Source organism: Paraburkholderia sediminicola, assembly GCF_046026895.1.
GTDB lineage: Bacteria > Pseudomonadota > Gammaproteobacteria > Burkholderiales > Burkholderiaceae > Paraburkholderia > Paraburkholderia sediminicola_C.
The window spans coordinates 31,450-57,832 of sequence record NZ_JAQQEU010000045.1; the positions used below are offsets into that span (position 1 = coordinate 31,450).

Below are 26,383 nucleotides of genomic sequence, written 5' to 3' on the forward strand. Positions count from 1 at the left end.
CCATGGCTGTCAATTTCCCCTCGATTGATCCCGCTCAACTCCATCCCGTGGCCGGCGTTACGCTCGGCTGGGCGGAGGCGAATATCCGCAAGCCGAACCGCAAGGACGTGCTCGTCATTTCCGTGGACGAAAGCGCGACGGTCGGCGGCGTGTTCACGCAGAACCGTTTTTGCGCGGCGCCCGTCACGGTGTGTCGTGAGAATCTGGAGCGCGTGCGCGCGGGCGGCAAGCCGATTCGCGCGCTGGTCATCAACACGGGCAACGCGAATGCGGGCACGGGTGAACCGGGTCTCGTGGCCGCCCGCGAAACTTGCGCCGAACTCGCGCGACTCGCGGACATCTCGCCGGAACAGGTGCTGCCGTTTTCGACCGGCGTGATTCTCGAACCGCTGCCGGTCGATCGTTTGAAGGCCGGTTTGCCGGCCGCGCTGGCCAACCGCAAGGCGGCCAACTGGTACGACGCCGCACAGGCGATCATGACGACCGACACGCTGCCGAAGGCCACCTCGCGCCAGGTCACGATCGACGGCCACACGGTCACGCTGACCGGCATCAGCAAGGGCGCCGGCATGATCAAGCCGAACATGGCGACCATGCTCGGCTTCCTCGCGTTCGACGCGGCCGTCGCGCAACCGGTGCTCGATGCGCTGGTCAGACACGTCGCGGACCGCTCGTTCAACTGCATCACGATCGATGGCGATACGTCGACCAACGATTCCCTCATCCTGATCGCGTCGGGCAAATCGAGCCTGCCGGCGATCACGTCCACCGATTCGCCCGCTTATGCAGCGCTGCGCGATGCGGTGACCGAAGTCGCCCAGACCCTCGCGCAACTGATCGTGCGCGACGGCGAGGGCGCGACCAAATTCATGACCGTGCATGTAGAAGGCGGCTCGAGCATCGGCGAATGCCGCCAGATCGCGTACGCGATCGGCCACTCGCCGCTCGTGAAGACGGCCTTCTATGCATCGGACCCGAATCTCGGCCGCATCCTGGCGGCCATCGGCTATGCCGGCGTGGACGATCTCGACGTCGGCAAGATCGATCTGTATCTGGACGACGTGCTGGTCGCAACTGCCGGTGGCCGCAATCCGGCCTACCGTGAAGAAGACGGCCAGCGCGTCATGAAAAAGAGCGAGATCGGCATTCGCGTCGTACTCGGCCGCGGCAATGCGCAAGCCACGATCTGGACTTGCGATCTGTCGCACGACTACGTGAGCATTAACGCCGACTATCGTTCGTAATCAGGTTGGTTGCCCGGCCCCTTGGCCGCGTATCTGACCGCTTACCTCACCGTCATGGACAAACTCGAACAGTTTCTGACCCGGGCCGAAGCCGTGCTCGTCCGCCTGGAAGCGATGCTCCCGCCCGCCGCGCCTGAGATCGATTGGTCGGGCGCGGTGGCCTTTCGCTGGCGCAAGCGCCAGGGGCGCGGCTACCTGCAGCCCGTGCCCGCCATTTCGTCGATCACGCTCGACGACCTGAAAAACATCGATCGGCAGAAAGGGTTGATCGAACAGAACACGCGTCAGTTCGTGCACCAGCAGCCGGCCAATAACGTGCTGCTGACGGGCGCGCGCGGCACCGGTAAATCGTCGCTGATCAAGGCGTGCCTGAACGCGTATGCGAAAGACGGCCTGCGTCTGATCGAAGTGGACAAGGACGATCTGCACGATCTCGGCGACATCGTCGACCTGATCGCGAAGCGGCCCGAACGCTTCGTGGTGTTCTGCGACGATCTGTCGTTCGAAGACGGCGAGTCCGGCTACAAGGCGCTGAAGGTGGCGCTGGACGGCTCGATCGCCGCGCAGTCGGACAACGTGCTGATTTACGCGACGTCGAACCGCCGCCATCTGCTGCCCGAGTACATGAGCGACAACGAGACGTACAAGCACACGTCCGACGGCGAGATTCATCCGGGCGAACTGGTCGAAGAAAAGATCTCGCTGTCCGAGCGGTTCGGGCTGTGGGTCAGCTTCTATCCATTCAAGCAGGACGACTACCTGTCGATCATCGGCCACTGGCTGCGGCATTTCGGCTGTGACGACGCCGAAGTCGAAGCGGCGCGCGGCGACGCGCTGGTGTGGGCGCTCGAACGCGGCTCGCGCTCGGGGCGGGTGGCGTGGCAGTTCGCGCGTGACTGGTCCGGCCGGAAAACCTCGGCATGAACGACGCGCCGAAGAACGCCGCTGGTCGTTCGGTGACGGAAGTCGCCGTCGGCGTGCTGATTCAGCCGGATGGGCGTTATCTGCTGGCGCAGCGTCCGGCGGGCAAGCCATATGAGGGCTACTGGGAATTTCCTGGTGGCAAGCTGGAAGCGGGCGAGTCGGTCGAGGCCGCGCTTGCACGCGAACTGCACGAGGAACTGGGGATCGACGTTCAGGCGAGCCATCTTTGGCATACGCTCGAACACGATTACCCGCATGCCTATGTGCGGCTCTTCTTCTGCAAAGTCACGCAGTGGTCCGGCGAGCCGCACGGCCGCGAAGGCCAGGCGTTCGTCTGGCAGACGTTGCCGGCTGATGTCGCGCCGCTGTTGCCAGCGACCATTCCTGTGCTCGAATGGCTCGCGGCGGAAGAGCACCAATAGAGGGGTACGCGCAAGAGCGGGCGCCGCACCAGCGGCGCCTGCCCGCGTCATTGCCGTAGCGGGCCACGCTCAATGCGGGTTGTAGTCCCCGCCGGGTGTTTCGTCCGACCCCGCTTCCTGATCGGTCCCGCCGATCTTGTACTTCTCAGCGGCCCAGGCGCCGAGGTCGATCTGCTTGCAGCGGTCGGAGCAGAACGGGCGGAAGGGGTTTTCAGGGGTCCAGCGGACGTCCCTGCCGCAAGTGGGGCATTTAACGACGGTAGGCATACGGTCAGGCAGTCAATCGCAAAACGGAACAAGTAACGAATATAGGGGTATTTCGCGCCGCTTCAAAGGCGCGCCCCTCGATCCGGACCTAGCGGGCGCACCTTGCGAGCCGGGTGTGGTCCGGCTTGTAAGCCTTTACAGGCTGCAAAGCGTGAGCTGAAACGGCACGTCGACATCCACCGCACGGGGACGCAGATCGCCGTCCTGCACTGTGAAGCGCACCCACAGCATGTACTTGTTGGCGCTCGCCTCCGGGATCACCCGCAATTCAGGTGCCACGCGAACCTGCATCAATTGATACGAACGCCCCGAGAGCATCTGCTGATAGCTGCCTTGCATGGCCATGACTTTCGATGCCTGGCCGGACTCGCGCGCGAGCCGCAGAACGATGGTCGCCGCGTCGCGCAGCGGCAGCAGCGGCGTGACCCATTTGGCGATGTCCTGGCGGCGCTGATCGGGATGAAGCTGTTGCCACGCGTAGTAGGACGGCAGGTCGAATTTGCAGGTGCCACCGGGAATAATGGCGCGGCTGCGAATGCTGGCGAGCCACTCGTTGTCCGCAAGATGCTGGCCGGTCTTGCCTTGCATCTGCCCGAGCCCCGCGAGGGTCTGTTCGATTTCGCCGAGCACGGCTTCCAACGCGTTCTGCTCGATTCCCGGATTGCCGCGAAACGGCGCCAGCGTTTGCCGTTGACGTTCGAGCTCCTTCATCAGATCCGACTTCAGATCCGCGCGACCCGCAACCTCTGAGATTTCGAACAACGTTGTCAGTGCGACGTGATGTTCCTTGGCGTCTTCCTGAGTCAGAAAGAACGTGAAGCGCTCGAACAGATCTTCGAGGCGCAGCAGCGTCCGGATTCGCTCGTTGAATGGATACTCGTAAAGGATCAAGCGGGCTCGCCTCGGGCGTGGTCGGTGACGGGAATGCAGAACATTCTAATGCCGTGAGACTACCCTAGCAATCACGCACTTTTTCAGCTCGCATTCGCAACTTTTTTCATGTGTTTTGGGTGGATTCTGCGTGCATCGGCAAACGCGGTGTCGTACAGGGCTCGGATGTGCGAAGACTGGCGCTCTGTGTTCGCGCGCTGCACGCATGTTCGCCTTGCGCGCCGGCGCACCCGCGGTTCATGCGCCCGCGAGCGACAGGTACGCGCGGTGCTGCGCGTCGACTTGCGCCTTCAGCGCGTGGAGTGGCGCGTTGTCGTTGTCGATGACGTCGTCGGCGGCGGCGAGGCGCGCTTCGCGCGTGGCCTGGCGGGCGATGATCGGGAGCACTTGGTCGCGGCTGAAGCCGTTGCGGCTCATTACGCGCGAGATCTGCGTCTCCACGCTGCAGTCGACGGTGAGCACGCGATTCACGCGGCTCTTCCAGCTCCCGGATTCGACCAGAAGCGGTACGACGACGACCACGTACGGGCCCTGCGCTTCGCGCTGCTCGCGGTTGGTCTCGGCACGAATCAACGGATGCGTGATGGCCTCGAGCCGTTTGCGCGCGCCGTCGTCGCTGAACACCCGCTCGCGCATGCGGGCGCGGTCGAGCGAGCCGTCGGCGGCGACGAAGGCAGCGCCGAATTCAGCGGCAATTTGCGGCATCGCCAATCCGTGTGGCGCGGTGATGCGGTGCGCGATCAGATCGGTGTCCACGAGCGGCACACCGTGCGCGGCGAACAGATCGGCGACGGTCGATTTGCCGCTGCCGATGCCGCCGGTCAGTCCCACGACGAACATGCTTCAGCCTCCCAGAGCCAGATAGAGCGGTGTGCCGAGAAACAGCGTGAGCGCGCCGCCCGCTGCGAGAAACGGCCCGAACGGCAGCGGCTCTTCAAAGCGCATGCGGCCGCGCCAGGTGGCCGCGAGGCCGACCACCGCGCCGGTGACCGCTGCGATCAACACGATCTGTGGCAATGCGGCCCAGCCGAGCCAGGCGCCGAGCGCCGCCAGCAGTTTGAAATCGCCATAACCCATGCCTTCGACGCCGCGCACCAGCCGGAACAGCCAATACACGACCCACAGCACCAGATAGCCGAAGATAGCGCCGAGCACGGCATCGTGCAGGCTCGCGAACATGCCGTTGAAATTGACGATGATGCCTGCCCACAAAAGCGGCAGCGTCATCGAGTCCGGCAGCAGGTGAGTGTCGATGTCGATCGCGCTCATCGCGAGCAGCGCCGCGCACAGTCCGAACCCGGCGAGCGCCGTGAGGGTCGGGCCGAACAGCGCGAGTGCGCCTGCCGCGAACGCGGCGCTGGCAATTTCGAGCAGCGGATAGCGCAGGCTCACGTGCGCGTTGCATGCGGAGCAGCGTCCGCGCAGCAGCACGTAGCTGAGCACCGGCAGGTTCTCCCACGCGCTCAGAACGTGGCCGCAATGCGGACATGCGCTGCGCGGCACCCACAGGTTGTAGCGCTCTGGCAGACCGTCGTTTTGCGGCGGTTCCTTGGTGGCGTCGCTGATTTCCGCGCGCCAGGCACGCTCCAGCATGATCGGCAGCCGATGTACGACCACGTTCAGAAAGCTGCCGATGACGAGGCCGAACACGATGGCGAACGTGATCTGCAAGCCGGCGGGCAAGCTGCCGAACGCCAGGCCTAGACCGGCCGTGAAGCGGCCCGGCAGTAAGCCCGAGAGCAGACTGGAAGAAGTTTCTGGCACGAGTGAAAGCGGAGCCCGCATGGTAAGGGATGGATTCGGCTGCGATCCTACACCACGTTGCCGAGTTGAATAATGGGAAGATACATCGCGATCACGAGGCCGCCGACCAGCGTTCCCAGCACGACGATCACGAGCGGCTCGCACAGGCTCGAAAGCATGCCGATCTTTTCATCTACCTGGCGATCCGCCAGCGACGCCACGTCGATCAGCATGGTGTCCAGTGCTCCGGACTCCTCGGCAACCGCCACCGGTTGCACGACCTCGGGTGGGAAGCAGCGCGAAGCGCGCATCGCTGCGGCGAGCCGCTCGCCGCGCCGCAGCCGCTCGGCGATCCCGGCGGTGGCGCGATCGAAAAAGGCATTGCCCGTGGCGTGAGTCAGCGAATCGAACGCGTCTGCGAGAGGTGTGCCGGCCGATAACAAGGTGCCGAGCGCGCGGCTCCAGCGGGCCGCGCACAGTGTGCCGAGCAGCGGACCGGCGAGCGGCAATCGTAGCGATAAACGTGCGAACCGGACGCGCGCTGTTTCGGAACGCCGCAGCAGAAACGTCGCAGCCGAGGTCGATGCGAAGATCGTCGCGAACGCCGGTATGCTCCAGCGCGCCGCGCCGGACGATAGCGCCAGCACGAACCGCGTCGGCGCGGGCAGCGTCGCGCCGAAGCCGTCGAAGATCTGCTTGAAGGTCGGCACGACCCACACCAGCAACGCCGCCGTAATCGCGATGGCCAGCAACAGGATCGCCCCCGGATAGGTCAGTGCCGCGCGCACCTTGGCGCGTTGCGCGGCGGCGCGTTCGCGGTCGTCGGCGATTCTGGCGAGGACGGGGGCAAGGGCGCCGGCCGCTTCGCCCACTTCGACGAGCTGGCAGTACAGCGCATTGAATTGCGCAGGGTGTCGTTGTAGTGCCGCCGAGAAACGCAGGCCCGCAGTGATATCTCGCGCCAGTGCGCCGACGATGCGCGGCATGCCCTGCCGGCTCGACGCCTGCGCTTGTGCGAGCAGGTCCAGCGCTGGCGCGAGCGGCAAGCCGGCACGCAGTAGACTGGCGAGCTGCCGGGTGAACAGCGTGACTTCGGCGGCGCGAGCTGTCGGGCGCGGCGCCGGCCCGCGCGCCGTGAGTTCGACGATGAACAGGCTGTCGCGCTTGAGCATGGTTCGCGCAGCGCTCGCGTCCGGCGCGATCAGCGTGCCGTTTTTGTGGATGCCGTCGGCGTCGACGCCGCGCCACGCGAAGCGCGTGTCGCCCCCAATGAGCGGGTGAGTCGTGCCCGTATTCATGCGAGTTCGGTAGCCGCGAGTGCTTCAGCGAGACTGGTGGTGCCGTCGCGCACACGCGCCAACGCCGCGTCACGTAGGGTCGCTACCTGTTCGGTTTGCGCGAGCCGCGCAAGCTCATGTGTGCCGGCACTCGCCACGATCAGCTCGCGCATCGCGTCGGAGACGGGCATCACTTGATGAACCCCGACGCGGCCGCGATAGCCGATGCCGTGGCACGCCGCGCATCCGGTCGGCGCGTAGGGCTGCCAACCGTCGAGTTGATGCTCGTCGAAGCCCGCTGCGCGCAGCGCCGCCGCCGATTGCGGCGCGGGCGCGCGACATGCGACGCACAGGCGCCGCACCAGCCGCTGCGCCGTGACCATCCGCAGCGCAGCGGCAAGGTTGTATGACTCGACGCCGATGTCGATCAGGCGCGCGATGGCCGCAGGCGCGTCGTTGGTGTGCAAGGTCGACAGGACGAGGTGGCCGGTTTGCGCGGCTTTCACGGCGACATCGGCGGTTTCGTTATCGCGGATTTCGCCGACCATGATCACGTCGGGGTCCTGTCGCAGAAAGGCGCGCAGCGCCACCGCGAACGTCAGCCCTGCCTTTTCGCGCACGCTCACCTGATTGATACCGGCCAGTTGTATTTCCGCTGGGTCTTCCACCGAACACAGGTTGCGCGCCTCGCCATTCAGCAGATTCAGGAAGCAGTACAACGACAGCGTTTTGCCGCTTCCGGTGGGGCCGGTCACGAGCACGAGACCGTGCGGCGCGCGAATCGCCGCATCGACCGTCACGCGTTGCCGCGGATCGAGGCCGAGCGAGTCGAGCGAAAGATCGGCGGGCAATGCATCGAGCCGGCGTAGGACCAGTTTTTCGCCGAACAGCGTGGGCAGCGAGTTGACGCGATAGTCTTCGACCCGGCCGGGCGTCGTCGCGATGCGCAGCCGGCCATCTTGCGGCACGCGCCGTTCGGCGATATCCATGCGCGCCGGCACCTTCACGCGCGTAATGAACGCATCGCGCAGATGAGCGGGCGGCGGCGCGATTTCATGCAGCACGCCGTCGATTCGCAATCGCATGCGCCAGCCGTGCTCGGCCGGTTCGATATGCAGGTCCGACGCGTTGCGCCGGGTTGCTTCCTGCAAGGTGTCGGTCAAAAGACGCACGGCGGGCGCGCGGTCGGGATCGGCGAAAAGGGCCGCGCTACCTTCGGCGGCGAAGGGATTGGGCTTCGCCCGTGGCATGCCGTCGCTGTCGAATGCAATGGGCCGGGGCGGCCCCGACGACGCGTATTGAGTGGAGGTTTGCATGAGAGACCGGGGATGAGCCGCCTGTAGAACATGACGGCTTCATCTTCCGGTAGCGCGGCCGGCGCCGCCATTCAGCCATTCGGCCAATGGCGCGCGTCGTGCGGGTGTGCGATGCTGGCGGCGTCTCGAAACCAGACGGCGCGGCGTTCAGCGCAGCACGGCTTTGCCGGCTTTCGCGCGCGACGGCGGCCTGAACAGCTTGACCGTGCGAATCGCCTGATCGTCGCTGCGCATGACTTCGAGTTTGACCTCGCCAATTTGCACGCACACGTCGCCGTCGGGAATGTCTTCGAGAATTTCCAGGATCAGGCCGTTGAGCGTTTTCGGCCCGTCGGTGGGCAGCGTGAGTTGCAGCCAGCGGTTCAGCTCGCGCAGCGGCATGCTGCCCGCGACGATGCATTCGCCCTTCTCGTTCCAGCCGCCACGCGAATTGGCGCTACGCGGAATCGACGTGGTGAATTCGCCGATCAGCTCTTCGATGATGTCTTCCGGCGTGACCAGACCTTGCAGCTCGCCGTATTCGTTGACGACCAGCGCGGTGCGGTGACGGCTCTCCTGGAAGTATTGGAGCTGCTGGAACACCGGCGTGCCGGTCGGCACGAAGTACGGCTCGGCCAGCAATTCACGCAGCGTCTCGCGCTCAAGCTCCTGGTTGTGCAGGGCCGCGAGCGTCTTGCGGACGTGGAGCACGCCCAGCACGCGGTCGATGTCGCCCTGGTAGACGATCAGCTTGTTGTGATAGCAGGTTTCCAGTTGATGCAGGATCTGTTCGAAGGGCGCCTCGAAGTCGAGCGCCTCGATGCGGCGGCGCGGGATCATCACGTCGTCGACTGAAATGTTTTCGAGGTCGAACAGGTTCAGCAGAATGCTACGGTGCTTGGTCGGCATGAAGCTGCCCGACTCCAGCACGATGGTGCGCAGTTCTTCGGTGGACAGGCGCATATCGCGCGCGCCTTTCGTGTTGATGTGCAGCACCCGCAGGATGCCGGTTGCGAACAGATTCACGAACCAGACGAGCGGCTTGGCGATGCGCATCATCGGCGCGATTAGCAGGCTCGCGGGCAGCGCGATCTTCTCGGGGAACGTCGCGCCGACGATTTTCGGCGTGATTTCCGCGAATACGATGATCAGGAACGCGACGATGCCGGTTGCGATCGACAGCACGAGGTTGTTGCGGCCGAACGTGTGCAGCGCGATCGACGTGGTGAGCACCGGGATGATCGTGTTGAACAGATTGTTGCCGATCAGCACGACGCTCAGCAGCTGATCGGTGTGCGCGAGCAGGCTCTGGGTGGTCTTCGCGCCGAGCGCGTTCTGATTGGCAAGATGTTTCAGCCGATGCCGGTTGAGCGCCATCATCGCCGTTTCGGAAATGGAAAAGAAGCTGGAGCAGATAAGCAGCAGAAAGACGGCGCCAATCTGCGCCCATAAGGGAAGTTGTTCCACGCGGCGTGAAGAATAGGGGAGAGGATGAAGAGAATATAGCAGAGGGGCGCGCGGGAGCCGCCAGCGGGATGGCGTTACCCCAAAAACCGTAGCGGTGTGGAGGACGGCGCAAGAAGCAGGAAAAGCGCGCCAAAAACAAAAACCGCCGAGCAAGCTGGGCGGTTTTCGAACCTTGAACTAACAAGGAAATTCTGGTCAGGGTGAGAGGATTCGAACCTCCGGCCTCTACGTCCCGAAGAATGCGCACAACTCACATTTGCATTGTTTTTTAAAGGAATTTCTCATCGAGTACTACACGAAGTACTAAAGTGAGGAATTTGCATAACTAAACGTTATCAAGTCAAGCTGGGTCTGCGCTGGGTGTACAACGTACACGCAGAAAATCAGTGATTCGACCCCTTTCAATGGGATGCGCTGACCGGTAGATCAGAGCGGTTTGAATTGAGGTCGGAAAGCTGCTTTGGCAGCTTCTTCTGCATCTTATGTTGGATGTCGGCGCGCTTGGCAACGACCGTCTGGTGCTTGGTTGCGCCGATTCCGACGCTTCGTTGGAGGAAGCGCGTTGGGACCACTCGCGCGCCTGATCGGGCGACTTAGACAGCGTCAAGCAGCACGGCCGGTCGGCCAACTTGATTGGCGCCGTCCACGACTATTTTGTCATCGGCTCATCCCTACGCACGCACCGTGGAGACCACGTCGTTCGCATACGAGGCCGCGCTAATGCCGTACGGTTCATCTCCACGCACGTAGGGACCACACCAAGGACGCAACGGCAAGGGTAGCGACAAGGTCAGACCGGCAGCGGGGAACTCGAGCTACAACCTAGTGACGTGACAACGTACACCGAGTCCCGAATGGAGTCCTGCTGCGCGGTTATTATCCGGGCCCGGGCATGCAACGACACCGCCCAGCAAGATCCTATGAGCAGGGGCGTCGACCAACTGATACGTAAAATCAGCGTGTCGAGTCCTGTTCAAAGGAGAGAGCATCATGCGCACGCATCAGACGTTCACGACGGGTGGTGAAGAGGTGGTGCTGGCAGTCTCACTCGAGCTCGCTGCGGCAAAGTGGAAGGTCGCGCTGCAGGATGGCCGGCGCGAGCAGCCGGCCGTACACACAGTGTGGCCCAAGCGCAAGCCGCCGCCCGCCTGCAGGCCGTGCTGGATTTGATCGACCGGTACAAGGACAAGTGGTCGCTGCCCGCGGGCGTGCGGGTCGTCGTGAGCTACGAAGCCGGCCAGGACGGGTTCTGGATCTGTCGCGCGCTGCAGGCGCACGCCATCGAGTGTTATGTGGTCGATCCGGCGAGCATTCCGGTTGAACGTCACAGGCGGCGCGCGAAGACCGACCGGCTTGACGCGATCAAGCTAGTAATTAACCTGCGCGCGTGGCTGCGCGGCGAGCGCGACCGCATGCACGTGGTTCACGTGCCGTCGCCGCAGGACGAGGCGTCGCGCCAACTGATGCGCGATCGCGGCCAACTGCAGAAGGAGGTGCTGCAGCATCGCGACCGGATGCGCAAACTGCTGGTCACACTGGGTTGCTGGGATGAGGTCGATCACAAGCACTTCGCCGACCGGCTCGCCCGTGACGAGGTGAGATGCCACGACGGCACGCCGCTGCCGCCCGAATTGCGCGAGCGGCTGCTACGCGAGTGTGAACGGCTGGCGCTGGTCAGGCAGCAACTCGCGGCGCTTGAGAAGACGCGGCAGGCGAGTGCGCCGGCCCCCGCGCGCCAGCGAAGCGATGCCCTCGCGCGCCTGAAGGGCATTGGCGAAGTGGGCGCGACGCGCCTCGCGCTCGAGTTGTTCTGGCGGGAGTTCAGCAACCGGCGCCAGGTCGGTGCGTGTGTCGGGCTGGTGCCGCAACCCTACGACAGTGGCGAGAGCCAGGTCGATCAGGGGATCAGCAAGCAGGGCAACCGGCGCGTGCGCGCGTTACTGGTCGAGATGGCGTGGTGCTGGCTGCGCTACCAGCCCGGCAGTGCGCTGACGCAGTGGTTCAACCAGCGCACGCAGGGCACGGGACCGAATCGGCGGGCGCGGCGCATTGCCATCGTCGCGGTGGCGCGGCGCCTCGCGATCGCGCTGTGGCGCTATCTGAAGGACGGGGTGATCCCTGAAGGAGCGCAGTTGAAGTCGGCGTAAGGCCCCCTAACGGGTCTGGCAGGCAGGAGGTAACGGTCGGTTAGGCAACTACGCAGCACATACGGTCTGGAGTGAACATGCCCGCTAAACGGCCGGGTTGCTAACGCAACCGATTCTCAAGATGGGGTGTGTTCCCGGCAGGTGATTCCGGCGTAACGCGCATACGGGATGAGGCTGGCCTCGCGCCGGCGGATAGAAGGCGGTGAGACACTGGAGTCTCACGGGCGCGACGATCGGCTTCAGACCACAATGGACCGCGGCAACGGTTGACGGCGGGTCTCGGGAACAGGCAGCCGCCCCTGACTCCCCGCTACGGCGCTTCTGCACGGAGGCGCCAAAAGGACCTGCCCGATAATTCGTGAGCTTCCTGCTCATAGAAGGCCGTTTATAGGTGCGCAGCCTGTCTCGCCGCTGGATGCCGAATCGTGTCCCTGACGACCTGGGGAATGTTACCGATGAACGGGTGAACCGGGAGGGCCTTCTCACAGGTTATCCACCGCGACACCCGCTCGGGCCAGAGAAGGGCCGCGGGTGCCGCGGTGGATAACCCTGCGCCCCTCGTTGCGGTGGATGCCCAATGCGCGCCATGGCGGGGAACCTGGCAACAGACACATGAACCACGAACCGACCTTGCTAAAAAGGAAGAGTCCCTATAGGTTGTAACGGCACTCCATAGCCCTTGAACGGAACCGGTTGCATCGGCCGACGGCAGAACGGAGAGGGAACCTTTCTGCATGCCCCATTATATTCGTCGCCCCCTCCGTCAACCTGACAGTACCCAAGCTCGCACAGCCGGTACTCGATCTTCGGACTAACTACCTCGCCAGCCATCGCCGGAACTCTTCCCCGCATCAGCTCGCGGACCCCGCTTCCATAAGCTTGCTGACGAGCTGCTTAAAGCTTGGCAACAGAAGCCTGTTCGCATAGCCGCTGAGGTGATCGCCATCGAAGACGAGCGGCCGGCCGTCGGCGGTGTGCGTTAAGCAGACCGAATCTGGGCACAGTGATGGCAACGGGTCCCATACGCTAACTTCGGGGACCGCCTGCGCGATGTGCGCATAGGAGTCGAGCACCGGCGCCCGCAAGGCTTCCAGATCCGCACGGGCGATGCGGTCGCCGCCGGAACAGATGGGATTGTCGCGATTGAACCAGTCCGAACATCGGAATGGCTGGCTCCGAAACTCGGGTGTCGGCCCCTCCAGGATGACCTTCGCCCCTTTGGCTGCCAGTTTCTGCAAGATTGGAATAGCCTCTCGCACGCCGTCTACCCGGCTTTGCACGGCCTCTGGACCAAACATGTAGCCAAAGGTGCTCGAGTCGTCGAAGCGGGCCCACTCGTCGGAGAAACGTGGCAGCCGCAGCGAAGGCATGAAGACCACGTCACCGGGCCTGACCTGCGCCTCGATTTGAGCGATTGCCGCATCCGTCGCCGGCGCACAGCTCGCCACCTCATCTTGTTTGCGCGGCAGCAAAGCCATGAACGGACAGCCTCCATTGTTGTACGCGAAGACCTTCACGCCAGTATCCCGGGCGAATTCGCGCAACATCCTGTTGTAGGCCATCGCGTGCGAATCGCCGATCACGTACAGGCGCCCGCGATAGGTCGCCGGAAGCGAACATCCCGCACGTGAATATGTCCATACGGGCCCCCCGTTGAGCTTCGTCCTATTCCACGTGTCCAGACATCCGTCATTGCTGGGCTCAAGGGAGCGGCTCGGATACCAGTCGTCGGCACGTTGTGCCACCACGCTCAGCGACAGATTCAGCTTCAGCTGGGCTGCCTGAATGCCGAGCCACAACAGCGCTCCGCACGTCAACGTAGCTAAGCCCGCACCTACGACAGCGGGACGCCGCATGCCTTTCAGGACCGCCGAGCGCCGCGCAGGATTCTCGACGTAGTACCAGGACGCTGTCGCCAGCGCGAAGGTCAGTACGGCCGCAAGCACGCGCCAGACAGGCGCATCGATCCCCGTCGTCCACCGCAGCAGCACGATCACAGGCCAGTGCCAGAGATAAAGCGAATATGAGATCTTGCCGACGAAAATCACCGCTGGTGAAATGAGCAGCCTGTGCAGCCAATCCCGCGGCTCTCTTCCGTGCAGCGCGTACAGTACGCCAAGCGTGCCGGCAACCGGCAGCAGCGCTCCCGGAAAAGGAAGCTGCGCCGGGCGCAAGACCTTGAAACCGGCCGCAAGCAGCAGCAGCGAACCACCGAGCAACGCCATCGAACCCAGCGTCCCATTGCGGTCGATCACGCCGAGCGGGCGCTTCGCGAGCGCGAGCAACTGGTATAGCAGGATACCGGATGCCAATTCCCAGAAACGCCCAAAAATCAGGAAAAAGGCGAGCCCGTCATTTCGCCTCGAAAGCCACCATGCGCTCAACACGGACAGAGCGAGCCCGCCGGCGAACAGAACAACGCAAAGCGTCTTTCTCGGACGTTTGCTCACCCACATGAAGAAAAGCAACGGAAAGATCAGATAAAACTGCTCTTCTACGCCAAGCGACCAGGTATGCAGGTACGGGTTGAATTCGACGCGTGGCGAAAAATATTCATCACCGATTATCGCGAGCACCAGATTGCTCAACCCAAAGAAAGCAGAGAAGCCGGTGTATTTGTTGGTATCGCTCAGCCACGCGTTTGGAATGAACAGTGCTGAAAACAAGCCTGTCACCAGCAGGCACACCACGAGCGCTGGCACGATCCGCTGCATTCGACGCGAATAGAAATAGAACACGAAGCGCGAAAACTGCATCGATTCGAGGTTGCCAACGGATGCGCTGACAACAAACCCGGAAACCACGAAAAAGATGTCGACCCCTATAAGCCCGCCGGGTAACCACTGCGCGTACAGGTGATAAACGATGACCGACAACACTGCGACCGCACGCAAACCGTCGATGTATGCCGCGTGCGCAGGACGGGTGAGTTGCGGCGCAGTAGTAGCACTATGGCGTGGATTCATGGCATGAGAGTTAATGAGGTCGGTCGGAGTCCGTGGACGCCAACGGGTTTAGCAGCGATCTTGTTCAAGTAGAAACGCTGCGTGAAAACCGCGGGCGACAGATAGTCAAGCTGCGCTTGTGTCCGCTGCCGGTTATTAAGGATCTCGATGTATTCCGTGATCTCTTGCTGCGCCTGCTGCCGACTGGCGAACCGCCGACGATAGACCAACTCGCTCTTCAGCGTGCCCCAAAATGATTCGATCGATGCGTTGTCAAAGCAGTTTCCTCGTCTGCTCATTGAGGCTTGCATGCCGAACTGGCTGACAAGATTCTGGTAAGCATGCGCGCAATATTGGCTGCCGCGGTCTGTGTGGTGAATGAGACCGGCCGGCGGTGCGACGCGACCGCCCGGCGGTGCGACGCGACCGCCCGAAACACCGCCTGCATCACCAGATGCTTGGTCATACGCTCGCTCATCGCGTAACCGACCAGCTCTCCGCTGAACAGGTCCTTGAGCCCGCCGCAGGGTTGCCGGAACGTCTGCTCGCGCGGGGTTCAGACATGCTCCGCTGATTCCGCGGCGATCATTGCATATTTCATCTCGATAAATAACCAGAAAAAGCGAAGGTGCTGTTGCCCTTTCTCTCGTTTGGTTTTACGTACGATTGTGACGTAAAAAGTCTAGGGAAATGTATAGGCCCGCGATGTATTTCGTGCGCTACCCCTCAGAAGCGATAAGAAATGTCGACTTCATCGTCGAGGAACTTCTTCGTCGAGGAACTTCATTGGCGCGAACCGGAGGATCCGTCGCGCATCGGTGCGACGCGCGTTGCCCTGTAGAACCAGCGTAACAATCTGCTTGCCTTCGCTGGCGTGCTGGACCAGAAGCTCGGCGCCATGGACCGCGCGAGCGGCGGTTCGGACCACCTCGTGCGGGCGACTTGTCTGCTGCTCCGCAAGCCGGACACCTCCGTCACGTTCTGGCAGGCGTGGAACCGGCTGCACGCCGCCATCGGCCACAAGTTCCACGATCTCTACACGGCCGTGTCGCAGGCTCGACGATGAGGACAGCGCTGACTGCCAGCGTGAAATACGCATCGGCCCGATCAATACCGACCCAAACTCCGACGGCGAATGCAAGCATGACACCGAGCGTCGAAACGAAGCGTAAGCGGAAGGTCATGTAACAGACGAAGTGGCGCAGGCGGCTATACCTGCCGAGCATCGGCGCTACGGATTCGTCGCTGAACGCGAGGCCAAGGCTGCTGAATGCAAATGCGAGTGCCAGCGCGAGCTGCAACTGGCCGAATTGCTGGGGGCCATAGGCCCTTGCAAAGAGATGCGCTAGTTAAACCTATCGCTGCACGTAGACCTGTCCGGTCAAGTGTGCCAAGACAAGGTCTTATGCTGGCCTATGGGATCATGCCGCGGCAGACCGCGCCTGAAGCTGCGCGATCGCGGCTTTTAGTTGCATCGCTACGATTTCGCTGTTCCCCTGGATGGATCGGGGGTCATTACCGAGGGCGATGATCTTGGTTCGGATAGTCGTCGCTGATCCTGCTGACGTTCGGCACGCCGTGTTCGTCAAGCAAACTGCGGACAAGCGGAATCCAAACATCTGTGCTTGACGGCGCGAACGAAATGCATTGGCTTCTGGACCTTACACCCGCATCGATTCGGTCGATGTGGTTTGTCGTCGTGATGAAGGCGGTGGTGAATCGGCCAGTTGAGTCGGTCGAGTTCATGACGCTTTTAAGCTGCTTCATCGCGTCCGCTGTCAGATTGTCGGCTTCGTCAAGAATAACGTAGTGAAAGCTTCCGCTTACAGGGGAGGTCATGCTCTCGTTGTGGATGGACTCGATCATGCTGACCCCGTTGTTCCCAGCCACACAGCTTTCGTACCGCACGTTCGGCGTCTGCGTCGAGTATTTGGCTTCGATGGCAGCAGGCAGGAGCTTCGCGCAGGTCGATTTCCCTGTTCCGAAGGGACCGTACAGGATGATGCCGTTGCGGTTCGTACCCGGAAATGAGTGCCCAGGCGTAATGAACATGCGGATCATGGCTTCTGTGGAAGCAGTAGGGTAGATCATAGTAGCAAGTTTAATGTTTCGTATTCCTATTTAAATGGCGGTCGGTATCACGCTGACCAACGGGCTGGTTAAACGGCGATCAGTGCGTCCGCGATGGTTGCGAGGTCTTCGGCGGGCAACGCCGACGGGGATTGTGTGACAGCTTGCGCTACCGTTAGGGAAGGTGTTCCGCTGGATTCGGACACGGCTTTCTTGTTCTGCTCGGCGGCATGCTCCAGATAGGCGGAATCGATCAGGCTCTTGCTGGAGCCGAATCCCTTGATACGGATGCTGCCGTCCGGATTGCGCACGACGATGGCCACGCACTCCGTCGGCTTCTCGACTGGATCAAGATTCGCATCCGCGAGCGTAAGCGCGTCGATGGTGACACATGCGGCTTGCGGGGCATTACGAGCGATGGTGAATCTTGCCCATGCGATTCTTCTCGCGCTGAGACTCGTACTTGGGGTTAAGCGTTCCATCCGCGAGGAATTTCTTGCGCACGGTCTCAATGCCGCCCGCTTCCTTGAGCCACGGGAGGAACTCGTCCGGCTTCTTGTTCTCTGCTTGCGCGACAGAGAAGACGTGCACGTACCCGGACGTGAGCTGCGGGTTGGCGGTGACGACCAGCTTGACGAGCTTGTGCAGGTCCGTAGTCTGGTCCAGCGAGGTAGTAATTGTCGGGCAGTCCGGACCGAAGCGTCGCGAGGATGGTGTTGAAACTGCTCATTTCGTTGATTCAGAGAATAGATGCGGAATGCTGGCAAGATCAGGGATGCCGTATGTCACGTGGCGACGTCAACCAGGTCGGCAAGTGAGGCAGTCTGGGGTTGTCACGATCAATGTTGCCATAGCCGTCTAGCGATTTAACGGCGTTCTGGCGCGTTGCTTGAGTGCGGGGCTGCGCAGGTACCGAGCAGGCCAGCCAAGTACACGGCGGCTCGTCTGGCCTGTCGTAGGGGAAATTCAAGAATGAAGGGAAAGGCCGGACTTAACGAAAAGTCCGGCTCCAGGCGGGGTGATTACGACAAGGACAGTGGAGGGATGGAACTGGCTGGAAGGTTCAGCTCTTCGCTACCGGTGCCGGGCATGACAGACGGACTTACCGGCGCTGCTTTCACCTTGCTTTTTCGCTTTCGGCTTGTCGGCAGCTTCTTGGTGCGGTACCTCAGCCTTCGCTTCTGGCTTGTTCTTGCTCTTGCGTTGCGACTGGATCACGTCGATGTTCATTTCGCCTGTAAGCTCGCTGGCATAGAAGCGCTCGATCATTTCGACGGAAGTCCGAGCGTTACGGGCCAGCGTCAGCATGTCAATGCCGTCCGCGTTTAGTAGGCGAAACATGATGCAGGTATGGCGCAGGCTGTAGATGGTGCGCTCGTTACCGCGTGCGTCCGTTTTCATGCCGAGGTCATCCAGCAGAAAATTGAACTGGTGCTGGAGGCGCTTTAGCGCAGTGTCCCAGTTTGAATACTGGGGCATGAACAGGTAGTCATCCGGCTTGGTAAGGACGTCCGGTTCGTACAGCTTGCATTGACGCTCGTACACGTCAACGGCACGCTGCATTGTGGCAATCGGTTTGTCGTGCTTCTTGCTCTCAGGGAGCGTCAAAAACGCAGATAGGTGCGATTTTCCCGGACGATATCAACGTGCTTGTGCTGCATGTTTTTCAGGTCGGTCGGCCGGATGAAGCCGTTAACCATGAAGACAATCGTGTTGTAGAGGTCGGCCGTGACCTTGACCTTGCGGGTTTCGTTCTGTCGCCCGCTCCCGTTTGGCGAGGTAACGACGTGCTCGGTGCCAATGAGCGCCTTAGCCCGAGTGTATAGCTGTCGGTACCCCTATGGGTTAAACCAAGCGCGCGGCTTGCCCTGTTTGCTGATCTTCGGAAAGCGGGGCAGTGCGTCGATTGCGCTCCGCTTCGCCGCATACTGAAGCACCTTGTTGATGATGCCCACGTACCGCTGAATGGTTGAGGGGTCTAGCTTTTCGGCACTGAGCTTAATGACGAATCGGTCAAGCACGTCGAATGAAACGTCTTTTACGTTATGGGTGCGGAGTTCCGGGACGATCTCGCCTCGAGCATGTAATTGTCGTTGCGATGCGCATCCCCAGTGATTTCCTCGCGGTCGACGCGTCCTTGCTGAGATTCGAGCATCTGTTGCGTCAAGTACTCGAAACTGGTCTGGGGCGCTTTCGATACGCCGGCGAAATTGCCGGTGATGATCTGCCGGTACATCGCTTTGGCAAACTCGACGGCTTCACGTTTGTCTGACGTCTTGGTGCTGCGCTTGTGGGTCTTGATGCCGTCAAAATAGCGAATCTGCCAGTACGAACTGGCTGGCATCAGATAAATCTTGAGCTTGTCTGGATAGCCCGTGATGCTTTCAAGGGTGTCTGGGATGGGCACTGTCCGATTGGGCGGACATTGCCTGTGATGGCGTCGTATCTGTTGTTGTTATCGACCTGATTGCGTTGTTGTAATGAAATGTAATGAAATGAAATGAAAAAAGCCCTGCGAACCGAAGAGTTTCGCAAGGCTTTATCAAAGGTTTGTACTACACAGCTCACTGTAGTACAGCAACAACGGCAATATTTTCTAAGCCATTGATTTTTAACCAAAATCTGGTCGGGGTGAGAGGATTCGAACCTCCGGCCTCTACGTCCCGAACGCCAATCCGGCCCCCTATACGAGGTTTTCAAGTATAGGCACTTCTTTAAAAAACAACAACTTGCGTTCTGTTGCGCTCACTTGCGCGTCGCTGCGCAGAAGACAAATTTTCTGCGTACTAACGCAGATTTCACGCAGGTTTACGAGGGCTGCGGCGTCAGGACGTTAGTGTGCCGCCATCATTTGCGGACATCCGCGCGCTCGTTGACACCGCGTCCGAACTGTTTTCTCAAACGGACGCGGCCCCGGAGAGCGTCCGGGGGGTGTGGGGGGAGTTGTTTCTGCTTTCGCGGGCGAAAGATGTCCAGAAAGCGCTGGCATGCTGGCGAGTGCAAGACACAGAGCGCTATGACTTCAGCGACGCCGAGGTCCGCCTTGAGGTGAAGACCGCCCTTGGCACGTCAAGGGTTCATGTCTTCTCGCTGGAGCAGCTACGTCCAGTCGACGGCGTCCAGGTCTTCGTCGCGTCAATGTTGCTCCAGCCCTCGGCTGGTGGCCTTCGCATCTCTGACTTGGTCGAGAGAATCGGCGATGCAGTGACGCCGGCTGAATATCGCTCGCTTCTTGCCAGAGTAAACGCTACGTTGCATGGGGCCTTGTATGGCGAGGCCTCACTGGCCTTTGACGAGCAAGCGGCGCTGGCGTCGTTGCGCTTTTTTTCGGCAGCGGACATCCCCTCTGTTCATCCAGCGTTGCCGCCGGAAGTTACCGGCGTGCGCTTCAGGGTCGACCTCACAACGGTCGCACCACGTCAATTCGGCTCCGGTGGGAACGGACTCTTGAGCCAGTTCTCTGGCTTGTAAGTGGCGCGCTTATTCAGGCGGAGTTCATGACGGACATCAAGCTGTGCGCGTTCATCGTAGACGCCTGCAGTGGAATGGCCTCAACCGGAAATCTAACTTCCGGTTGATATACAGAGAATCTCAATTACGGAGTTCTCTGATGTCCGCTCATTCCGGTCCCCTACGTACCAAAACCGATGTCGCCGCGCTGCTGCGTTGCTCTATCAGGACCGTCGAATATCTTGTCAAGGCGGGGCAAATTCCCGCCCCTATACATATCGGCAGAAGGCCCTACTGGCATGACGACCTCATCCAGAGTTGGTTGGGTCAGCGCTTCGGTCTTGCTATTGCCAGTGTGAAAGCTGATGAGGCTGCCAACGTGCCGAGCGCAGCCGCATCGGCGTCACCGGCTATCGACGACCCGGTGATTGTCTCACAGTCCCCGTCATCGGCCGCTCCGGCAATCCAACGCGCCCGCGCGCGTAATGCACGGAAACTGAGCGAGATGGCCACCGAGGCCATCCGCTAAAAAGCGTGACTAGACATCACTGTTCTTTCATAAAGGAGGGTGGTCTAGCATGATAAAGCGATACCTGCGACGTGGCCTGCTGAGCCGCGCGGTCGCGACCGGCGTCTTGCCGACACGCATGGCGAGGGAAGCCTGCGTATGAGTACAGTCGATAAAACTCGAAAGCAGCACCCGCAGGACGGTGTTGTGCTCCTGAACGGCGCGGAGTTAAAGCCGCAGCCCGTCGATTGGCTCTGGCGGGGCTGGCTGGCCGCTGGCAAGCTGCAACTCCTCGCCGGCTCACCGGGCCTGGGCAAAACCACGCTAGCCATGGCGATGGCCGCACCGGTGACGAGCGGCGGTCGATGGCCCGACGGCTCGACGTGCGAGCGAGGCCATGTACTGATGTGGTCCGGCGAGGATGACCCAGCAGACACGCTCAAACCCCGACTGGTGGCGGCCGGTGGGGATGACTCGCGCATTTTCTTTGTGACTGGGTATCGGTCACGAGGCGAGTTGCTTCCGTTTGACCCCAGCCGTCATATGGCGCAGTTGCAGGCAGAAGCGGAACGAATCGGCGACGTTCGACTCATCATCGTGGACCCCATCGTGACGGCGGTGAGTGGCGACAGCCACAAAAACACTGAGGTTCGGAGGGGGTTGCAACCACTGGTTGACCTGGCTGCAGCGCTGCGAGCGGCGCTAATCGGAATTACCCACCTGTCGAAAGGCGGCGGAGACCCCGTCGAGCGGGTGACCGGTTCAATCGCGTTTTCCGCCGTGCCTCGCATCATCATGCTCGCGGGTAAAACTGAATCCAGCGACGGCGACGAACGACGCATCCTCGCGCGCGGCAAATCAAACATCGGCCCCGAAGGCGATGGTTTCGAATACCACATCGAGCAATCGGAGCCATTTCCAGGAATCGAGTCGTCATGTGTTGTCTGGGGCGATGCGCTCCACGGTCCGGTGAGGGACCTTCTATCTGGCGAGTTTGATGCGGTAGAGGCCAATGAGAAGGTGAGCAGAGTTGCCACGGCGGAGGCGTTTCTGAGGCGCGTTCTGTGCGATGGCGCTGTTCTCAGTAACGATGTGATGGCCGAGGCGGCGTCGCAGGGTATTTCCGCTGCGTCGGTGCGCAGAGCTCAAGGGAATCTGGGCGTGGATGCGCGAAAAGGCAAGGACACGAAGTGGTACTGGTCTTTGCCGAGGACTACCGGCCCGCTCAATGAGTCGGATGATTGAAGGTCGGCCCGCTTTCCCAATATCTTTGCCGGGTTTGCGTTCGGGACCTGCACCGGCGAATGCCGTGCGTTGATACCTGATTTAACGCGCACTTGCCGACTGGACTATCTTGCGGGTTTAGCCAGTCGTGCAACGTGCGACAGTTTCCAGCTTGGTCGTCAACTTGCTCAACCTGCTCAACTTTCGTAACTCAAAAATGTTGAGCAAGTTGAGCAAGTTGGGGTGCAGTAGCGAAGGATAGATGGTTCTTGGTCGAGATAAAAACAGTGGCTATACGATTTATCTCAACTCGCTGCTGCACACCATGACAAAAGAAAAAAGCCTTTTTCCCCTTGCTCCGAAGCATTCCAGGGAACCCGGAGCTCAGGCTGCCCGGCGCCTTTTACAGGCATGCCGTCAGCTTGACCGATATACAGGTCTGATAGCGGAATTCCTTCTCAATCTACATGATGGAATTCAGTTTCGCGTCGATACAGACAAGCTATGCTGGTACCTTGATGACCGACATTTCCGCGACGTGCTGTGTGTGATGAGGTGGCGCCGATTTATGACGCCCTGTCGCTTTTGCGAGATATTCGGCGATGACGGCGAGGCGGTCATGAAGGATTTGACGGACCGGTTTGAAACGGAGCCGTTTAGGTTTGTGATGCGCAAGACGTAAGAGGCAACCAGGGTCCTTCGGACCTTGGGAATTGATGTAGAGCGCGACAGCGCATTTTACGCTCGGGCGGCGAGGACAGCCCTTGCCATTCATCCACGTTGGAGGGGTTTATGATTGGCTGGTCATACAGTGACGCAGTGCTCGTCTTGGTGCTGACGTTTTTTGCCGGATACGCAATCGGTCGACTGCGTTCGCTAGTCGCCGCATCCAGGCGGTAGCTACGCCTATCGTGGTGGCCGCTATAGCGTCGCCGACATCTCAGGACCATTGAACACGAAAGGAAATTGCGACGTTGCAACGCATGGAGAGGCGCCCCATAGCCATCGACAAGGAGCGACAACCATGACGGCGTGACCACCGGCAATCGCCCTGGTCCACCAGCCAGGGTGTTTGTCGGTACGCTGACTGGCCGCACGGCTCGTCGCCAATGAAGAAGTGAAGTGGCGTCGTATTACGCCCACGCGGCCCAACGCCGCTTATTGCCTCCCTTGTGTCAGGGAGGCTTTTCTATGCTGCCACCGGGCGGCTTGCTGCAGCATCGCACGGGCGATATAGTCGACGAGACGAACTCCAACAACTGGAGGCACGATGCACGTGCTCAGAACTCTCGCATTGGTGGTGGTCCTCGTTGTAGCCATTCCTCTTGGATTCACAATCTGCATTGCGTGGGGCAACGACCACCCCACGACGCTGCTCGGGTTGATGCATTCAGTCGTGTTCTGGCAAGCGTTTTTTTGGTCCGGCATGCTGTTCATGGCGTATCTATGCCTGCTCGTGCATCTGGTGAGGAGTGGGCGCATCGTTGTCGTTGCCGGCGAGTGCAATGACCTGCCAGGCGAAGTAAAAAGCGAGGGACTGTCCGAAATTGGCATTCATCCGGTAACGAACCGAATGACCTTCGACGGCATTGACCCGTTCGGGCCCGTGCGGCAGGACCTGTTTGATTAGGAGTCGAGTGACGGCGAGACGCGCCCGGTGCATTCGCAGATGGCCAATGGGTTGGGGCGGCGCAAGTGTCACATGCCGCCTGTGCAATGGACGAACGCGGCCTGGTTGGCGCCGCGAGGCTTCTCATGGACACTTATCGGGGGGGGGGAAGGCCCCCCGGTTGAGGGGCCTCGAAGCAAACGTCGTTTTTGTTCCGGCGACGCCCCGGATTCACTGTTGCATCGATACGATTGCGCGCACGGCGGCACAATCTTTGCGATTGGTCCGGCCAGGGACCATCAGCGGACGAAGGGTCGCCAAACCCGTCGTCCATCAGCCATCCGCTGCCACGCGCGATGGCCTGCCCTTCTTCCACCTTGTTGCTTTGTCGCTGACACGACTCGATGCAGGACTGACCCCGCACGTCGTTGTCGAATCAGCTCGCTTATACAGTCTCGAGGTTGGTCGGGGTCGTTACGCCCGCCCCGCCAGGTGCCAGCCTGGCGAGCTTCCGACTGCATTTTGCACCGCTTAGACCATCGTCCTGCGTTCATGCAGACCGCGACCGCCTCAATCCAAACGACAACATTCCGGGCTTACCGTCTTTCAGCGGGTCGAACCGGGAGAAGGCCCTCGCTTACTAGCAAATGTTGTTTGACGTCCGAATCTTCCAGCGTGTTCCAGGCACTGAAGGCCCTAATCGCTCTTGCACTTTCCAGATAGCACCCCGCTCGACAGGGCGCATTTACACGGTTAAGCTCTCAGCCCGCCATCAGGCTCGCGTGGCGCTACCCACGGTCACCATCAGGTCGGCCGGCCGGTCCCTGGCACTCGCCAGGTCCGGTCGAGGCATGCCTCGCGACATGCGATATCGCTGCCCTCGTGTCTGGTACGGGTTGCGCGCCTTTCGCGCTCCTCCCCGACTGGGACTCGCACCCAGTTTTCAGATGGTCAGGGACACCGGGGCATTGCCTACCCGGGCCCGTTTCGCGTTCGCACCAGCTCCTCTGGCTAGACGCCAGCGGTCATGGGATAAAGCAGCGGGGTTACGCCGGCGCTAGGCCGGGATTAATCCGCTGCCTCCCCCTCGCACGTAGCGAGCTCCATTACGAGCACTACGCGCCACAAAGCCTATCCGGGAGGCACCCGGACGCGGTCACAGACCGGGGTGGATGAAGGGGGCGTTGGCGCGCCACCCTAATTTGACGGTGTTGGCGCACCATTGCCAGCTGACGATGCGATTCGTCATGGCCTGCAATGTATAGCAATCTCTGCGCGGCAACAGTGCCGGTTGCGCAGTCGGTCTTCAGAGAGGTGGCAACTCGAGGCAAGGCGCGTCTGAGCTGCCGCATCGTCACCTGCGGTACAGGTGCGCGTCGTGCACGATGAACGACAGCCGTTGCGCCTCATCGAGGTCCTGGCTCGCGACAGCGACGATGTACTCAAACCAGACCTCCGGCTCGCCGAGCGTCATCGTGCAAAAGGAGTTCGGGTTATCAAGCACCATCTTGACGAAATAGGTGTATTCCGCATCGAGCGCCGACCACAGTTCCCACATTGCTTCGGCATTCTCGATAGCATCAATGTCGAACCCGAACGCACGAAAGAACGCTCGGGCGCGCTCGTGCTCCGCCGGGTCGGCCAGATAGTCCCTGTCGTGCTCGTCGACGACGATGTTGGTCGACATCTGGAAATCGAGCAACTGGAGAAACGCCGCCCTCTGAGATTCAGTCAGGCGTATGGGCGGCACGTGCCGGCCCCTTCCCTGGCGCGTCGTGCGATGCAACCGGCTCCCGCGAGCAGAGGGCTCGGCATTGGGCTTCGGTTCGATTGCCGGCCCCGCCTTTGCCTCGGGCGCCAACTCGGGGACATCTTGCACTTGTAGCGGTTTGCCTTGCGCCCGTCTGAATGCGAGCAGGTCAATCACGTCACCCATCACAGCCCTCGGCAAGTCTCATGCGGTTTTAAAAAAGGGGTAATGAGCGTACGCGTCTGTCTGGTTGCTGTCAATCTGACGGTCCGCGCCTTTATGCGCCGCTGCCGGGCAGGTTGCTGCCTCGCGTGAAGCGTCTGCAGCAAAACGGTTGCAAGCGCGGAGTGGAGTCCGTACCGAGCAGAGTGAATCACGGGTGACTATACAAATAAGACGGGGCTGCATGGAGCCCTGCCCAAATCAAACGACGCGAAAGGACAACTCATGTTGATAACGGAAGACGTTGCTGAGGCATTGATGAAGATGGAGTGGGTGGTTGCGGCGGAGGTTGTTGCCGCAACCGCCGACTTTGGGTTTGTGCCGTCCGGGCTGTTTTTTCCGGTTGCCCATAATTCAGGCGATGAATGGGCCGCCGAGTTTGGCATGGACGAGATACCGTGGGCAAGCTTCCTTGAGCCGTATGACTGGATGGCCAGGGAAGAGAGCAGCCTGAAGCTTCCTCCTGGCAGCTACCCGAGCTCTCCGGGGAGCTCGCAGTTCTGGAGACAGCTAACGAGCGGGAAGTGCTATGTGACGCTCGAGGTCAACGCGCGCGAGTTCGCCATTGTGCGTCAGATGGCGGCGGTGGCAAGGAAACGGGGCCTGCTTCCCCTCATTGCAGATGAGGCGCTTTCGTACGGTGCCGTTTCCACGCCGAACTGATTCATAGCTCGCACCCCTTGGGTGCGAGCTTTTTCTTAACCACGGCAAGTGTTTCCTGAGCACCCTCGTTGCGCCTGAGTTGGCGGGCTTCCTCGTGCCTCGCGGGAGGGCTTTCGCTCTTAGGAGGAAAGCACTATTTCACTTCGGTGGCGGCGTGATATTTCGCTGGGCGCGTGCCCACGCCGTTCAATGCCTTTAATATCGTGCAGCTGCGGAGCTTCGCGGCATCCGCGTGTGCACAAAACAAAATGAGCCGCCTTCGTGA

Annotated in this window: 24 protein-coding genes and 2 pseudogenes; 11 read left to right on the plus strand and 15 right to left on the minus strand. The window is 61.1% G+C overall.

Features of this window, described 5'->3' with window-relative positions; genetic code table 11:
* Positions 1-2 precede the first annotated feature (2 nt).
* Genes argJ through mutT form a run of 3 tightly spaced genes read left to right on the plus strand, consistent with a single transcriptional unit; the run spans position 3 to position 2,590 of the window.
* Positions 3-1,244: a bifunctional glutamate N-acetyltransferase/amino-acid acetyltransferase ArgJ gene (gene argJ, locus PQR02_RS26440; protein WP_408238195.1), complete on the plus strand. Its 1,242-nt coding sequence runs from the start codon at positions 3-5 to the stop codon at positions 1,242-1,244.
* A 54-nt stretch (positions 1,245-1,298) separates the two neighbouring features.
* Positions 1,299-2,168, plus strand: coding sequence for an ATP-binding protein (locus PQR02_RS26445; protein ID WP_408238263.1), 870 nt, complete (start codon positions 1,299-1,301; stop codon positions 2,166-2,168).
* Positions 2,165-2,590: an 8-oxo-dGTP diphosphatase MutT gene (gene mutT, locus PQR02_RS26450; RefSeq protein ID WP_408238198.1), complete on the plus strand. Its 426-nt coding sequence runs from the start codon at positions 2,165-2,167 to the stop codon at positions 2,588-2,590. The genes PQR02_RS26445 and mutT overlap by 4 nt, the downstream gene beginning before the upstream one ends.
* A gap of 69 nt (positions 2,591-2,659) precedes the next feature.
* Here mutT and yacG read toward each other — a convergent pair whose 3' ends face one another.
* The 7 genes from yacG to PQR02_RS26485 all read right to left on the minus strand — a co-directional run bounded on the left by yacG (position 2,660) and on the right by PQR02_RS26485 (position 9,530).
* Positions 2,660-2,857 carry a DNA gyrase inhibitor YacG gene (yacG, locus tag PQR02_RS26455; RefSeq protein WP_408238201.1) on the minus strand — a complete coding sequence of 66 codons (198 nt, stop codon included), beginning with the start codon at positions 2,855-2,857 and terminating at the stop codon, positions 2,660-2,662.
* Between the two features lie 135 nt (positions 2,858-2,992).
* The gene (gene zapD, locus PQR02_RS26460) at positions 2,993-3,748 is read right to left on the minus strand and encodes a cell division protein ZapD (protein WP_168665852.1); all 756 of its coding nucleotides are present in this window, start codon (positions 3,746-3,748) and stop codon (positions 2,993-2,995) included.
* 237 nt (positions 3,749-3,985) lie between these two features.
* Positions 3,986-4,588, minus strand: a complete 603-nt coding sequence (gene coaE / locus PQR02_RS26465; protein WP_408238205.1) for a dephospho-CoA kinase — start codon at positions 4,586-4,588, stop codon at positions 3,986-3,988.
* Between the two features lie 3 nt (positions 4,589-4,591).
* Entirely contained in the window at positions 4,592-5,533 is a 942-nt protein-coding gene (locus PQR02_RS26470) for a prepilin peptidase (RefSeq protein ID WP_408238208.1), read from the minus strand.
* 26 nt (positions 5,534-5,559) lie between these two features.
* Positions 5,560-6,789, minus strand: coding sequence for a type II secretion system F family protein (locus PQR02_RS26475; protein WP_408238211.1), 1,230 nt, complete (start codon positions 6,787-6,789; stop codon positions 5,560-5,562).
* Complete coding sequence (locus tag PQR02_RS26480; protein WP_408238215.1) at positions 6,786-8,084, minus strand: GspE/PulE family protein; 1,299 nt, start codon at positions 8,082-8,084, stop codon at positions 6,786-6,788. The genes PQR02_RS26475 and PQR02_RS26480 overlap by 4 nt, the downstream gene beginning before the upstream one ends.
* A 147-nt stretch (positions 8,085-8,231) precedes the next feature.
* Complete coding sequence (locus PQR02_RS26485; RefSeq protein ID WP_408238218.1) at positions 8,232-9,530, minus strand: HlyC/CorC family transporter; 1,299 nt, start codon at positions 9,528-9,530, stop codon at positions 8,232-8,234.
* Positions 9,531-10,520: 990 nt separating this feature from the next.
* Between PQR02_RS26485 and PQR02_RS26490 the strand changes: the two are divergent.
* Positions 10,521-11,677: pseudogene (locus tag PQR02_RS26490) on the plus strand (IS110 family RNA-guided transposase).
* A gap of 851 nt (positions 11,678-12,528) precedes the next feature.
* Here PQR02_RS26490 and PQR02_RS26495 read toward each other — a convergent pair.
* Positions 12,529-14,643 carry an acyltransferase family protein gene (locus tag PQR02_RS26495; protein WP_408238221.1) on the minus strand — a complete coding sequence of 705 codons (2,115 nt, stop codon included), beginning with the start codon at positions 14,641-14,643 and terminating at the stop codon, positions 12,529-12,531.
* Positions 14,640-15,142, minus strand: a pseudogene (locus tag PQR02_RS26500) (DDE-type integrase/transposase/recombinase); the annotation flags it as partial. The pseudogene PQR02_RS26500 and the gene PQR02_RS26495, both read right to left, overlap by 4 nt.
* A 354-nt stretch (positions 15,143-15,496) precedes the next feature.
* Here PQR02_RS26500 and PQR02_RS26505 point away from each other — a divergent pair.
* Positions 15,497-15,688, plus strand: a complete 192-nt coding sequence (locus PQR02_RS26505) for a hypothetical protein (protein WP_408238224.1) — start codon at positions 15,497-15,499, stop codon at positions 15,686-15,688.
* Positions 15,689-16,137: 449 nt separating this feature from the next.
* Here the strand turns inward: PQR02_RS26505 and PQR02_RS26510 are convergent, their stop codons facing one another.
* The 5 genes from PQR02_RS26510 to PQR02_RS26530 all read right to left on the minus strand — a co-directional run bounded on the left by PQR02_RS26510 (position 16,138) and on the right by PQR02_RS26530 (position 19,099).
* Positions 16,138-16,713, minus strand: coding sequence for an AAA family ATPase (locus tag PQR02_RS26510; protein ID WP_408238227.1), 576 nt, complete (start codon positions 16,711-16,713; stop codon positions 16,138-16,140).
* A gap of 68 nt (positions 16,714-16,781) precedes the next feature.
* Positions 16,782-17,015, minus strand: coding sequence for a hypothetical protein (locus PQR02_RS26515; protein ID WP_408238230.1), 234 nt, complete (start codon positions 17,013-17,015; stop codon positions 16,782-16,784).
* 85 nt (positions 17,016-17,100) lie between these two features.
* A complete protein-coding gene (locus PQR02_RS26520; protein WP_408238233.1) occupies positions 17,101-17,283 on the minus strand; it encodes a hypothetical protein in 183 nt (60 codons plus the stop codon).
* Positions 17,284-17,766: 483 nt separating this feature from the next.
* Positions 17,767-18,255 carry a hypothetical protein gene (locus PQR02_RS26525; RefSeq protein ID WP_408238236.1) on the minus strand — a complete coding sequence of 163 codons (489 nt, stop codon included), beginning with the start codon at positions 18,253-18,255 and terminating at the stop codon, positions 17,767-17,769.
* Positions 18,256-18,730: 475 nt separating this feature from the next.
* Positions 18,731-19,099: a hypothetical protein gene (locus PQR02_RS26530; protein WP_408238239.1), complete on the minus strand. Its 369-nt coding sequence runs from the start codon at positions 19,097-19,099 to the stop codon at positions 18,731-18,733.
* Positions 19,100-19,530: 431 nt separating this feature from the next.
* Between PQR02_RS26530 and PQR02_RS26535 the strand changes: the two genes are divergently transcribed.
* The 5 genes from PQR02_RS26535 to PQR02_RS26555 all read left to right on the plus strand — a co-directional run bounded on the left by PQR02_RS26535 (position 19,531) and on the right by PQR02_RS26555 (position 23,504).
* Complete coding sequence (locus PQR02_RS26535) at positions 19,531-20,163, plus strand: PD-(D/E)XK motif protein (RefSeq protein WP_408238242.1); 633 nt, start codon at positions 19,531-19,533, stop codon at positions 20,161-20,163.
* A 139-nt stretch (positions 20,164-20,302) separates the two neighbouring features.
* Positions 20,303-20,671 (plus strand): helix-turn-helix transcriptional regulator, encoded by a 369-nt coding sequence (locus PQR02_RS26540; RefSeq protein ID WP_408238245.1) that lies wholly within the window; start codon positions 20,303-20,305, stop codon positions 20,669-20,671.
* 138 nt (positions 20,672-20,809) lie between these two features.
* Positions 20,810-21,895, plus strand: coding sequence for an AAA family ATPase (locus PQR02_RS26545; RefSeq protein WP_408238248.1), 1,086 nt, complete (start codon positions 20,810-20,812; stop codon positions 21,893-21,895).
* A gap of 241 nt (positions 21,896-22,136) precedes the next feature.
* The gene (locus tag PQR02_RS26550; protein ID WP_408238251.1) at positions 22,137-22,556 is read left to right on the plus strand and encodes a DUF7673 family protein; all 420 of its coding nucleotides are present in this window, start codon (positions 22,137-22,139) and stop codon (positions 22,554-22,556) included.
* Between the two features lie 588 nt (positions 22,557-23,144).
* Complete coding sequence (locus PQR02_RS26555; protein WP_408238254.1) at positions 23,145-23,504, plus strand: hypothetical protein; 360 nt, start codon at positions 23,145-23,147, stop codon at positions 23,502-23,504.
* Positions 23,505-24,837: 1,333 nt separating this feature from the next.
* Here PQR02_RS26555 and PQR02_RS26560 read toward each other — a convergent pair.
* Complete coding sequence (locus tag PQR02_RS26560) at positions 24,838-25,422, minus strand: hypothetical protein (RefSeq protein ID WP_408238257.1); 585 nt, start codon at positions 25,420-25,422, stop codon at positions 24,838-24,840.
* Between the two features lie 258 nt (positions 25,423-25,680).
* Here PQR02_RS26560 and PQR02_RS26565 point away from each other — a divergent pair, with 258 nt between their 5' ends.
* Positions 25,681-26,118 carry a hypothetical protein gene (locus PQR02_RS26565; protein ID WP_408238260.1) on the plus strand — a complete coding sequence of 146 codons (438 nt, stop codon included), beginning with the start codon at positions 25,681-25,683 and terminating at the stop codon, positions 26,116-26,118.
* Positions 26,119-26,383: the final 265 nt, after the last annotated feature.

Bases quoted from the DNA above. Each gene is read 5' to 3' on its own strand.
- PQR02_RS26525 (WP_408238236.1), bottom strand. From the start codon at position 18,255: ATGCAGCGTGCCGTTGACGTGTACGAGCGTCAATGCAAGCTGTACGAA.
- PQR02_RS26510 (WP_408238227.1), bottom strand. From the start codon at position 16,713: ATGATCTACCCTACTGCTTCCACAGAAGCCATGATCCGCATGTTCATT.
- coaE (WP_408238205.1), bottom strand. From the start codon at position 4,588: ATGTTCGTCGTGGGACTGACCGGCGGCATCGGCAGCGGCAAATCGACC.
- argJ (WP_408238195.1), top strand. From the start codon at position 3: ATGGCTGTCAATTTCCCCTCGATTGATCCCGCTCAACTCCATCCCGTG.
- PQR02_RS26445 (WP_408238263.1), top strand. From the start codon at position 1,299: ATGGACAAACTCGAACAGTTTCTGACCCGGGCCGAAGCCGTGCTCGTC.
- yacG (WP_408238201.1), bottom strand. From the start codon at position 2,857: ATGCCTACCGTCGTTAAATGCCCCACTTGCGGCAGGGACGTCCGCTGG.
- PQR02_RS26475 (WP_408238211.1), bottom strand. From the start codon at position 6,789: ATGAATACGGGCACGACTCACCCGCTCATTGGGGGCGACACGCGCTTC.
- mutT (WP_408238198.1), top strand. From the start codon at position 2,165: ATGAACGACGCGCCGAAGAACGCCGCTGGTCGTTCGGTGACGGAAGTC.
- PQR02_RS26555 (WP_408238254.1), top strand. From the start codon at position 23,145: ATGCACGTGCTCAGAACTCTCGCATTGGTGGTGGTCCTCGTTGTAGCC.
- PQR02_RS26470 (WP_408238208.1), bottom strand. From the start codon at position 5,533: ATGCGGGCTCCGCTTTCACTCGTGCCAGAAACTTCTTCCAGTCTGCTC.
- PQR02_RS26545 (WP_408238248.1), top strand. From the start codon at position 20,810: ATGAGTACAGTCGATAAAACTCGAAAGCAGCACCCGCAGGACGGTGTT.
- PQR02_RS26540 (WP_408238245.1), top strand. From the start codon at position 20,303: ATGTCCGCTCATTCCGGTCCCCTACGTACCAAAACCGATGTCGCCGCG.
- PQR02_RS26550 (WP_408238251.1), top strand. From the start codon at position 22,137: ATGGTTCTTGGTCGAGATAAAAACAGTGGCTATACGATTTATCTCAAC.
- PQR02_RS26480 (WP_408238215.1), bottom strand. From the start codon at position 8,084: ATGCAAACCTCCACTCAATACGCGTCGTCGGGGCCGCCCCGGCCCATT.
- PQR02_RS26495 (WP_408238221.1), bottom strand. From the start codon at position 14,643: ATGAATCCACGCCATAGTGCTACTACTGCGCCGCAACTCACCCGTCCT.
- PQR02_RS26565 (WP_408238260.1), top strand. From the start codon at position 25,681: ATGTTGATAACGGAAGACGTTGCTGAGGCATTGATGAAGATGGAGTGG.